The sequence below is a fragment of the Elusimicrobiota bacterium genome, assembly GCA_026388095.1.
Lineage (GTDB): Bacteria > Elusimicrobiota > Elusimicrobia > UBA1565 > UBA9628 > UBA9628.
Genome location: JAPLKL010000007.1, coordinates 1 through 9946 on the forward strand (window position 1 = coordinate 1; position 9946 = coordinate 9946).

The 9946-nt window shown below is 67.9% G+C and carries 9 protein-coding genes; 1 reads left to right on the top strand and 8 read right to left on the bottom strand.

Going from position 1 to position 9946, the window contains the following annotated elements; translation table 11 throughout:
- From NTY77_01445 to NTY77_01470, 6 genes are all read right to left on the bottom strand, one after another.
- Positions 1–201, bottom strand: a 201-nt coding sequence (locus tag NTY77_01445; GenBank protein MCX5794145.1) for a DUF58 domain-containing protein, incomplete at its 3' end; no start/stop codon positions are given.
- A gap of 28 nt (positions 202–229) precedes the next feature.
- Positions 230–1219, bottom strand: a complete 990-nt coding sequence (locus NTY77_01450; protein MCX5794146.1) for a MoxR family ATPase — start codon at positions 1217–1219, stop codon at positions 230–232.
- A gap of 99 nt (positions 1220–1318) precedes the next feature.
- Complete coding sequence (locus NTY77_01455; protein MCX5794147.1) at positions 1319–1924, bottom strand: HEAT repeat domain-containing protein; 606 nt, start codon at positions 1922–1924, stop codon at positions 1319–1321.
- A gap of 75 nt (positions 1925–1999) precedes the next feature.
- Positions 2000–2425, bottom strand: a complete 426-nt coding sequence (locus NTY77_01460) for an ACT domain-containing protein (protein ID MCX5794148.1) — start codon at positions 2423–2425, stop codon at positions 2000–2002.
- Positions 2426–2569: 144 nt separating this feature from the next.
- Positions 2570–3424, bottom strand: a complete 855-nt coding sequence (locus tag NTY77_01465; protein ID MCX5794149.1) for a hypothetical protein — start codon at positions 3422–3424, stop codon at positions 2570–2572.
- A gap of 182 nt (positions 3425–3606) precedes the next feature.
- Positions 3607–5604: an MFS transporter gene (locus NTY77_01470; protein ID MCX5794150.1), complete on the bottom strand. Its 1998-nt coding sequence runs from the start codon at positions 5602–5604 to the stop codon at positions 3607–3609.
- A gap of 149 nt (positions 5605–5753) precedes the next feature.
- On the opposite strand from NTY77_01470, the gene NTY77_01475 reads away from it, so the two are divergent.
- Positions 5754–6611: an RDD family protein gene (locus NTY77_01475; protein MCX5794151.1), complete on the top strand. Its 858-nt coding sequence runs from the start codon at positions 5754–5756 to the stop codon at positions 6609–6611.
- 6 nt (positions 6612–6617) lie between these two features.
- Here the strand turns inward: NTY77_01475 and NTY77_01480 are convergent, their stop codons facing one another.
- Together NTY77_01480 and NTY77_01485 are read right to left on the bottom strand one after the other, a co-directional pair.
- Positions 6618–8219 (bottom strand): glycosyltransferase family 39 protein, encoded by a 1602-nt coding sequence (locus NTY77_01480; protein ID MCX5794152.1) that lies wholly within the window; start codon positions 8217–8219, stop codon positions 6618–6620.
- Between the two features lie 99 nt (positions 8220–8318).
- Positions 8319–9932, bottom strand: a complete 1614-nt coding sequence (locus NTY77_01485) for a hypothetical protein (GenBank protein ID MCX5794153.1) — start codon at positions 9930–9932, stop codon at positions 8319–8321.
- Between the last annotated feature and the right edge of the window lie 14 nt (positions 9933–9946).

The following is a 9946-nucleotide window of genomic DNA, read 5'->3' on the forward strand; positions in this document are numbered from 1 at the left end:
ATGAGGGCGCCCGGTGCGGGCCGTCACGTTCCAGTCGATGGTGCGCACGTCGTCGCCGGGCACGTACTCGCGCACCTCGGCGAACTCCATGCCGCGGCCCTTGAAGACGCTGAGGTACTCCCCGGCCAGCGTCTCGGTCACCAGGCGCCCGGTCATGATCTCGATGCGCCGGACCTGGGCGAGGAGTTCTGGTGATATCATCGGAGCGCCGGATGCGGGGCGACGAAGGTCAGGGGACTTCTACGCTCTCGAAGAGGGTCCGGATGATTTCTTCGGAGGAGATGTTCTCGGCTTCGGCCTCGTAGCTCACGAGAATGCGGTGGCGCAGCACGTCGGCCCCGATGGATTTGACGTCCTCGGGAGTGACATAGCCGCGGCCGTTGAGGAATGCGAAGGCCTTCGCCGCCTGGGCCAGATAGATGGTGGCCCGGGGGCTGGCCCCGTAGGTGATGAGGGGCTTGAGCTTGGCGAGCTTGTGCGCCTCCGGATCCCGGGTCGCGAAGACGAGGTCCAGGATGTAGGTCTTGATCTTCTCGTCGAGATAGATCTCGGATACGATCTGCCGCGCGCGGTTGAGCTGCGCCGGCTTGGCCACCTTCGAGGCCTGCGGCACGGTCAGGGCGGTCATGCGTTCCAGGATCGTTCGCTCCTCGGCCTTGGACGGGTAGGTGATGCGGATCTTGAGCATGAACCGGTCCACCTGGGCCTCGGGCAGGGGGTAGGTCCCCTCCTGCTCGATGGGGTTCTGGGTGGCCAGCACCACGAAGGGCTCCGGCAGGGGATAGGTGTAGTTGCCGATGGTGACGTGGCGCTCCTGCATGGCCTCCAGGAGAGCGCTCTGCACCTTGGCCGGGGCCCGGTTGATCTCGTCGGCGAGGATGATGTTGGAGAACAGCGGCCCCTGGTGGACCGAGAAGTTCGAGTCCTTGGGGTTGAAGATCAGGGTCCCGGTCAAGTCCGCCGGCAGCAGGTCCGGCGTGAACTGGATGCGGGAGAACCCGCATTCGACGCAGTGGGCCAAAGTCTTGATGGTGAGGGTCTTGGCCAGGCCGGGAACGCCCTCTATGAGGATGTGCCCGTTGGCCAGCAGGCCGGTCAGGATGCGGTCGATGACCTCATCCTGGCCGACGATGACGCGAGCGATCTCGCGCTTGAGTTCGGCCACGAAGAGGCTTTCCTCGGAGACCTTCTTGTTGATCTCTTTGATTCCGAGTTCCATGGTGGGTGTCCTCTCTTTCCGGATTCAGGATCGCTTCAGACCGGCGGGCTGCCCGCGCGCGGCGGCCCGGGCTGGGGTCAGCGCGGGATCAGGGAGCCATCATTTGTTCTTGGCCGCTTCCTCGGCCTTGAGCCGCAGCTCTTCCTGGCGCTTCCTCTCGGCCTCGATCATGGCCGCTTTCTTCTCCTGCAGGTTGTTGAGGGTCTTGAGGGCCTGCAGACGGACCCGTTCGTCGCCGTCCTTGAGGGAATCGGTGACCACAGACCCCACGGAGTAGTCGCCGAGGGCGTCGAGAGCCTGCAGGGCCGCCATGCGGACTTCCGGCACCGAGTCCTTGGTCGCCGCGACCAGGTGCTGCGAGATCTCCGCGATGCGCTTGTCCGAGCCGCGCTGCCCGAGCAAGGTGATGATCTTGAGGCGCACTTCGAGGTCCTGATCCTTCTGCATCCTTTCGAACACGACGTCGAAGAACGCGGGCACCCGCATCTTGTCGAGGAACAGGATGGCCTGCCAGCGGACCTCGGGGTTCGTGTCGTTGGCGGACTTGATGATCTTGGTCTGCTCCTCCGGTGTGATGAGCGGGGCGGGCTCGGTCAGGATGGCCGGCGGCGGGGGCGGCGGGGGCGGCAACGGCTTGGGCTTGAACTGCTGCCAAGCGAAGTAGCCCGCCACGCAGAGGACCACGGTCATCAGCAGGAATTTCATCCGGGTTCGGTCTCCTCCTCGATTAAAACATAAAGCCGCACGCCGTTCAAGGCGCGGCCTGGGGCGGGCCGGCGCTCAACTGGGGCTGGCTGGGGCGGCAGAGAGGTTCTCCAGGAGGCCTCGGGCCTTCTGGACGTTCTCGACCGCGATGAGGATGCGCGAGATGCCGCCGCTGTGGCCGGAACTGCCGTAGACCGTCGTGATGTTGATCTTGCCGTCGGCCAGGGTCTTGGCGATGCGGTGCAGCTCGCCGGGGGTCCCTTCGAGCTCTACGGACAGGAGGTTGGTCTCCACGCTGGAGAAGCCTCCCTGGGAGAGGATGGCCGAGACGTCGGCGTCGGCGGCCACGGCGATGCGGACCACTCCGGAATCATCGCGCACCTCCGAGGCCAGGCCCTTGATGCTGATGCCTTTATCCGAGAAGACCCGGGCCAGGCCGCTGAACGCGCCGGGCCGGTTGGGCATGAATACGCTGAACTGCTTGAGTATCTCGACTTTCATGATTCCTTCCTTGCGATAATCTATTCCTGTTGAGAAATGATATCAAAAGAGGCCATGGCCTTGTCGGCTTGGCCCGCAAAACGCCTGCCCTTCCCCCGGGGTCCGGGGAAAGGGCAGGCTTTGAGGGTCGTGCTTCCAGAGCGGCTAGAGCTGCGACTTCGCCGCGTTGTCCAGGGCCTTGGCGACGCCGTCCTCGTAATTGCGCGCGAACGGCCCGCCGGTCTCCTGGAACAGGCCGTCGCCCCGCACGTAGTACGAGCTGCGGCCGTTCGATTCCTTGATGACGGTGGCGATGGTCCACTTGACCAGCGGCTGCATGGCCGCCACGGGGTTCTCGGTCGTGCCCGCGTTGGCGATGCTGGAGTCCGGTATCTCCACGCTGAGGTTGAACTTGTAGCCCCAGAGCACGTCCACGGTCAGGGGGTCGATGGTGACGGCGGTGAGATACTTGCCCTTGCCGTTGTAGTTGCCGCCGCAGGTGCGCAGCACCTGGTAGCGGACGTTGATGACCGTGGCCCCGTAGGCGTTCTTGGCGGAGAAGCCGTAGACCGTGCCTTCCGGGGCTTTCCAGCCCGCGAGCTGGGTCCAGTGGTCGACGCCTTTCGGGGTGGCGGTGCCGTACTGGGTCTGGATGTTGACCACCGGCTTGTTGGCCTCGACGATGGCCCAGATCTTCTGGCCCAGGTTGATGATCTGGTCGATGAGCACGAGCGGGTCGGGCCCGTCTGAGCCCCCGTCTGGGCCGGGCCGGAAGGGCTCCTTCCCGGGCTTGGCGGGGTTCTTATTCTCGGGCAGCCCGATCTGCTTGGGGCTGACCACGGGACCGAGGTTCTGGATGCGGATCGAGGCCTCGTCTATGGTGTACGCCTTCGGGTCTTCCTGCGCGGCCTGGACCTCAAGTATGGAGAACTTGGGCTCCTCCTTCTTCTGCGCGTAGGATGTGGCGGCGGCCAGCAGCAGCAGGGCGACCAAAGTCGCTCCTCGGCGCAACATCGACATTGGGACCTCCGTAAGCTCGGGATTTCGGGGTAGGACTTCGGGGACTTTTCGGGTGACCATGGGACCTACGCTCAGTGTAACACAAGGGCCCAGGCAGGGGAGGGCCCATAGGCCCAGGGCCGATTAGGCCTTAAGCCCCATCCCCGGTCGGCGGGATTCAATCGGCGGGATGCGAGGGTCTGCTACTTTATGGAGGCTTCGTGCCTGCTGATGCGCGCGGCGATCCACAGGTAGAAGGCGGCCAGGCCCCCCAGCACCCCGAGCATGATCATGAAGGGCACGGTGCTGGCCGGGAAGAATTTGAAGAGCTGCCCGAAGGCGAAGGTCCCTACGGCTGCGGCCAGGGTCATGGCGGTGCGCAGTCCGCCCATGACCTTGCCTTTCTTCTCGGGCGGGACGTTGGCCTGGACCTGGGAGAGCGTCTTGAGCTGGGCCATGACGCTCGTGATGCCGAAGGGGACCATGGCGATGAATGCCCACAGAGGGTTGGCGAACAGGAAGGGGACGAAGCCGAGCAGCCCCAGGGCTCCGAGGCGGACCCAGAGGCTGAGGTTCTTGAGGTCGGCCTTCTTGGCGGCCGCGGGCTCCAGGTCGGCGGTCCGCGGGGCGGCCGTGTCCTTGCCCAAGACCTTCTTGAGCCAGGCCCAGGCGGCTTGGGGAATGCCGCTGAGGAAGGCGGCGGCGAGCAGCCCGCCGAAGCTGTAGAGGCTGACGATCTTGCCGGTGATCCCGGCGGCCAGGGCGTCGTTGCCGGGGCTGATATAGTTGCCGTAGCCCAGAGCCAGGATGCTGTAGAGCAGGACGTTCATGAGCACGAAAGCGGGGTAGGCCAGGCTGGCGAGCTTGAGCATGACCGGGTCGCGTTCGGCCGCAGTCGGAGCCGCGGTCTTCTTCTGCGCGGGCTTGTAGTCGGGGACCTTGGTGAAGACCCCGAAGATGAGCATGGCGGCCGCCACGGTCACGGGGAATATCCACATGGTGCCGGCGAAGCCGAGCACGCCCAGCAGGGAGTTGATGGCGAAAGGCACGCCGATGCCCGCGAATTCGAGGATGAACTGGGAGATGGAATTGAATTTCTCCAGGGAGTCCTTGTTGCCCTTGAAGATGGAGATGGGGATGGTCTGCTCGGCCGTGCGCTGCATGGTGCCCAGCACGGTGCGGAAGGCGGCCAGGCCGGCCAGGGCCGCGAAGGGCAGCATGTGCCAGCTGAACAGCATCAGGATGGCGGTGGTGCAGGCCGCGCCCAATAGGGAGGCCCCGATGTAGGTGACTTTGAGGCCGAGCTTGTCCGCGGCCACGCCGCCGATGTAGCCGGCCGCGAGGCTGGCGAAGAGCGAGATGGTCTGCAGAGAGGCGAGCTTGTCCACCCCGAAGCTCATCTTGACCCACTGGCCGTAAGAGGCGGAGAAGGCCTCCAGCCCGACCTGGGCCACGACCAAGCTCACGATGAAGAAAGTGGCCCAGCGGTTGGCGCCCGGCTCGGGCTTGGGGGTGTCGTCGGCCGCAGGCGCCGGGAGGGACGCCTTCTTGCCGTCGGCCTGCGTGGTCGGGGCGCTGGGGGTCAAAGTCGCGGCGGACTTCTCTGAGATCTGAACGGGACCAGCCGGCGAGGCGTCGACGGCGGCGGGGAGCGCGCCGGCGTTCTTGCGCGAGGAGAAGAGGGACTTGAGCGTGCCGATGATTCCTGTGCGCACGCGGGAGGCCGGGGCCGCGAGGCGCCCGGGCTCGGCCGCGATGGATTCGGCCTGCGCGACGGTCCCGCCTTCCGGGGTCTCGGCGGGCGCGATCTTGGCGCTGTCGGCCGGAGCCGCGGCTGGTATGACGGTCCGGATGCCCTCAGCGGCCGGGGCCGCGACAGTCTCGAACAAAGCCGGGGCGGCGAGGGATACCGGAGTCTGAGGAGCGCTTATGTCCTGGACGGAAACCGTGGGGGCTGCCGGGGCCGGGGCCAGTATCCCGGAGAGGCTGGTGGTCAACCCGGTCTGCCGCGCGTCGAGGGTCCCGGTGAAAGTCGTCTTGCCGAGCCCGGCACCGACCGGGGCGCTGACCGGGGCGTTGACCTGGACCGAGACGATCTGACCGGCGGCTGCGTAGGCGCTGGGGCCGGGGCAGGCCAGGAGCACGGCGCCGCAGAGGATGGCAGAGATGAGCCGCGTGGACAAAGGCGTCTTGGTCTCCATAGGTATCATTGTAGACGGCGAAGAACATATTTGAACGGGTCCTGTGGCCCTATTATGACAAGCAAACGGCCTAGAGGGAGGTGGGACGGAGGACCTGAGGGTCTGAAATCCGCTTGATTCCCCCCCCCACCAGAGTCTATACTTTCCCCATGGCTGAGACCTCTCCCGTGTCCGGCTTCGCCGCGGCGCCCCCTGCGGGCGGCGAGGTGGAACTGGCACCGGCCAAGGTCAGCGACCGCTTCGTCGCTTTCCTGCTGGACCTGGCGCCGTTCCTGGGCGGCTTCATCGCCAGCATGTTCTTCATCGGGTACAAGCTCCACCCCGGACCGATCGCCCAGGCGACATTCTTCCGGATAGGGGCGCTCTGGGCCGGTCTGTCTCTGGCGTACCAGTTCGTCGGGAACCTGATTGGCGGGACCGTGGGCAAGAGGCTCATGGGGCTCAAGGTGGTGCGCTTGGACGGCAGGCCCTTGGGCCTGGCGCGCAGCCTGGCGCGCGCCGTCGGCTACTTCATCAGCATGCCGCTGTGCAATCTCGGGTTCCTCATCGCTTTCCTGCACCCCCAGTCGCGCACTTTGCACGATATCCTCTCCGGGGCCTTGGTGGTGGAGGCCCACGCCAAGGATCCCGCCGAGGCCTTCATCCTGTTCCTGGCCGCGGCCTGCGCGATCTGCGCGCTTTTCTTCGGCAACATCTACTACGACCTGCACAAGCCCCTGCCCTCCGATCTTCTCGCCGTGCAGAAAGCCCAGGAGGGCCTCAGGATCATGGCCCAGATCGAGGAGGCTTACAAGGCCAAGAACGGCACGTACACCAGCGCCTTGCCCGATCTGGTGGAAGCCAGCGGCGACCCGGCGGAATTCAGGAAGGCCATGGCGGATATCTTCGACCCCAACCTCTTCCGCATCGAGCTGGGCGTGGGCAAGTACCGGATATCGGGCGTGGCCAAGGATCGGGCCAGGACCCGGGTCCGCATCGCGGGTCCCCTGCCGCCCCCGGCCCAGTAGGCGCCCCTAGAACTCCACCAGGGCCCAGCGCCCGAAAGCCTGCGCCAGCCGGACCTTGCCCGCCGGCACGAGGCTCAGGACGATGGCCGCATCGCGGCGCAGGCAGACCGTGAAGACGCGGCGGTCCGCCAAAGGCAGGGCCGAGATGAACTCGGGTCCGCCGAAGCGTTCCTTTCTGATGCGTTCGTCCCGGTCCGCGTATTCCAGCTCGCCGTGCCATTGGATCATGCGGTCGACCCGCCGGCCGGTGTAGAACGGCAGGCCGTGCGGATAGGTGCCGTAGACGTAGACCAGGTCGGCCGGCCCGCGGCGGCTGGAGATCGCGGCGGCCAAGCCGCGGGCGCTCAAAGACTCGGCCGCAGCGCGCATCCCGACGAGGCCCAGCCCGCCCACCAGCAGCCCCGCGGCGCAGCCGGTCAGGAGCGGCTGGACCTCCCGGCTCCAGCAGAGCAGCGCCGCCCCCAGGACCGTCAGCGCCGCCGCGGCCAAGGCCGGGGCGCCGGGAAAAGGGAGCTCCCCCGCCGGAACGAGGCGGCAGACCGGCACGGCCGCCGCGGCTGCGATGAGCAGCAGCGCGCCGATGGCGGCTCCCAGGCGCTTGGCCCAGAGGGGCTTCTCAACGACCGCGGCCGCCCCGAGCACGGCCAGATGCGGGAAGACCGGCAGGATGTAGGTGAGGAGCTTGGAGCGCGAGCCCGAGAAAAAGGCCGTGACCAGGACGGCCCAGGCCGCCAGGGCCGCGGCGCGTTTGTCGCCTCGGCGCCAATCACCCAGCGTCCGGCCCAGGCCCGCGGCCACGGCCGGGGTCCAGGGCAGGAGCCCCGCGGGCAGCACCAGAAGGAAGAAATACCACGGGTTGTAGCGGTCGAACTTCTGCGTGGCGAAGCGCAGGACGTGGTGCTCATAGAAGAAGAAGCGCAGGAAACCCGGGTGGCGCCGTTCCATCAAGACGAACCAGGGCGCGACCAGGAGCAGGAACAACGCGGGCCCGCCGGGCCGCAGCAGGGCGCGCAGGCGCGGACGCCACTCGGCGCAGAGCAGCCAGAGGGCGGCGGCCCAGGCCAATGGGAAGACCAGGCCGACGAGGCCCTTGCTCAGGAAGGCCAGGCCGGCGCAGGCCCAGGCGGCCGGCGCGGCCCAGGCCGAGTCCTCGGGCCGCAGGAGGCAGCGCAGCAGCAGCGCCGTGCACCACAGCAGCCAGACCGTGAGCCCCAGGTCGGGGGTTATGAAATGCGTCAGGGCGAAGAACAGCATGGAGGACCCCAGCAGCGCCGCCGCGGTCCAGCCCTGGCGCGGACCGTAGAGCCAGGAGCCCAGCCAAGCCGTGCCCAGCAGCGCCAGCAGGGCCAAGAGCGCCAGCGGCAGGCGCGCGGCGGCCTCGCTGACGCCGAAGATCTTATAGGAGGCGGCGCAGACCCAGTACCATAGGGGGGGCTTCTCGACGTAGTCCAGCTCGTTGAGGTGGGGCGTGGCCCAGTCCCCCCCCAGCGCCATCTCGCGCGGCACCTCGGCGTAGCGCGCGTCGTCCACCTCGAGCAGAGGGTGTCCCAGGTCCCAGAACGGGGCCGTGGCGGTCAGGGCCAAGATCAGCCAGAACCAGCGAGGCACGCCGGAGAGTCTACTATTTTCAACGAGCGCGTCGCCCTAGGCGACGCGCCACCGGCGCCCCCTATGAGGGGGCGCCGGTTCCGTTGGGGTGGCCACCCGTCATTCCTTCTTCAGCAAGCCCTGGAAAGTCGAGGAGATCAGGGATATCATCTCGTCCTTCTCCCGGATGGTCTGCAGGAGCTTCTCCCGCTCCGGGCCCCAGCCGCCGAAGCGGCCGACCACCGCGTCCTTCTCCTGCAGGGTCTTGGTCATGTGCTCGGTCAAAGTCGCGACCTGCGCGCGCAGTTCGGTGACCGCGGCGGCGAGCTCGCCGCCTTTGGCGAGCTCGGCTTCCAGGCGCTTCTGAAGCTCCTGGAGTCGGGCCATCCAATCGGACTCGGCCTGGGCGCGGCCGTCCACCTGCAGGCGGACCTTCTCCGCCTCGGCCACGAGCGAGCGGGCCAGGCTGTCCCGCTCGGCGGTCAGCGCGGCGGAGATCCGGTCGCGGTCCGCGGCCGCCCGGTCGGCGCGGCCGGCTTCCGCCTTGGACTGCAGCTCCAGCTCGGCCACGCGGCCCTGCAGCTCGCGGCCGCGGTCGCGTTCGGCGTCGAGCTTCGCGCTGAGTCCGAGCAGGCTCGCGCCCATGGTCTTCTCGGCTTCGCCGCGCTCGGACATGTACCGGGCCAGCAGGTCGCTGCGTTCCTGGAGAGCCTTGAGCAGTTCGGCTTTCTCGCGCTCCAGCTCCGCGACCAGCTCGTCCTTGGCCTTGGGCGGGGTGTTGAGCAGGGCGAAGATGCGGCCGACCTCTTCCTTGAGCCGGGCCGCCGCGGCCTCGGACTTGGTCTCGCCCGCCGCCACGGCGTCGAGCCTCCGGCAGACCTCGGCGATGTTCCCGGCCAAGGTCTCCTCGCGGGCGATGCGCTCCTGGAGGAATTCCTGGCGGACCGCGTGGTTGGCCTCCTCCCACTGCCTCTGGAGGGCGGCGCGCTCGCGGCCCAACTCGGAGAGCCTGGCGTCCTGCCGCTCCGCCTCCTGGCCGTGACGTTGTTCCCAGGCGGAGAGCCGATCGGCCAGCTCCGCTGCGAACGCGGTCAGGCGGTCCTGGAGGTCGGTCAGGAGCCGCCGCTCGCGTTCGGGCAGCTCGCGCGCGAGCTGCCCCAAGGCCGCGCCCGCCTGGGGCACGCTGGAGACCTCCGAGCGCCAGGCCTCGACCTGGGCCTTGAGGTCGCGCAGGCCGTCCGCCGCGGCCCCGACTTCGCGGCCCAGCGCCGCCTGGGCCACGGCGGCCTGATGGTCCTGGCCCTCGCGCGCCGCCACGGCATCCTTGAGCAGCGCCGCCCAGGTCTGGTGCATCTCGTCGAGCCGCTTCTCGAGCGCGTCGATGCGGCCGCGGGAATGGGACTTCTCGGACTCGGTCTCCTTCTCGGCCTTCTCGCGGCGCAGCTGCTCGTGCAGGGATTTGAGGCTGGATTCGACCTCGGAGCGCATGGCGTCCTGCTGGCCCAGCAGGTTCTGCGCGGCCTGCGCGCGCTGGCGCTCGGCATTGAGCTCCCGCTCCATAGCCTCCAGGCGCCGCTGGAAGAAATCCATCATGGGAGTCAGCGGCACGTGCGGCACCGCCGGCTGGACCATCCCCGGCGGCGGCGGCACCGGCGGCACCGGCTGCGGGACCGGAGGCGCCGGGGGTGGGGCGGGCGGAGGCGCAGGCTCTCGGTCAGGTTCGGCTTCGCTCATGACAGGGCTCCCCA

Bases quoted from the DNA above. Each gene is read 5' to 3' on its own strand.
- NTY77_01450 (MCX5794146.1), bottom strand. From the start codon at position 1,219: ATGGAACTCGGAATCAAAGAGATCAACAAGAAGGTCTCCGAGGAAAGC.
- NTY77_01455 (MCX5794147.1), bottom strand. From the start codon at position 1,924: ATGAAATTCCTGCTGATGACCGTGGTCCTCTGCGTGGCGGGCTACTTC.
- NTY77_01460 (MCX5794148.1), bottom strand. From the start codon at position 2,425: ATGAAAGTCGAGATACTCAAGCAGTTCAGCGTATTCATGCCCAACCGG.
- NTY77_01465 (MCX5794149.1), bottom strand. From the start codon at position 3,424: ATGTCGATGTTGCGCCGAGGAGCGACTTTGGTCGCCCTGCTGCTGCTG.
- NTY77_01470 (MCX5794150.1), bottom strand. From the start codon at position 5,604: ATGGAGACCAAGACGCCTTTGTCCACGCGGCTCATCTCTGCCATCCTC.
- NTY77_01475 (MCX5794151.1), top strand. From the start codon at position 5,754: ATGGCTGAGACCTCTCCCGTGTCCGGCTTCGCCGCGGCGCCCCCTGCG.
- NTY77_01485 (MCX5794153.1), bottom strand. From the start codon at position 9,932: ATGAGCGAAGCCGAACCTGACCGAGAGCCTGCGCCTCCGCCCGCCCCA.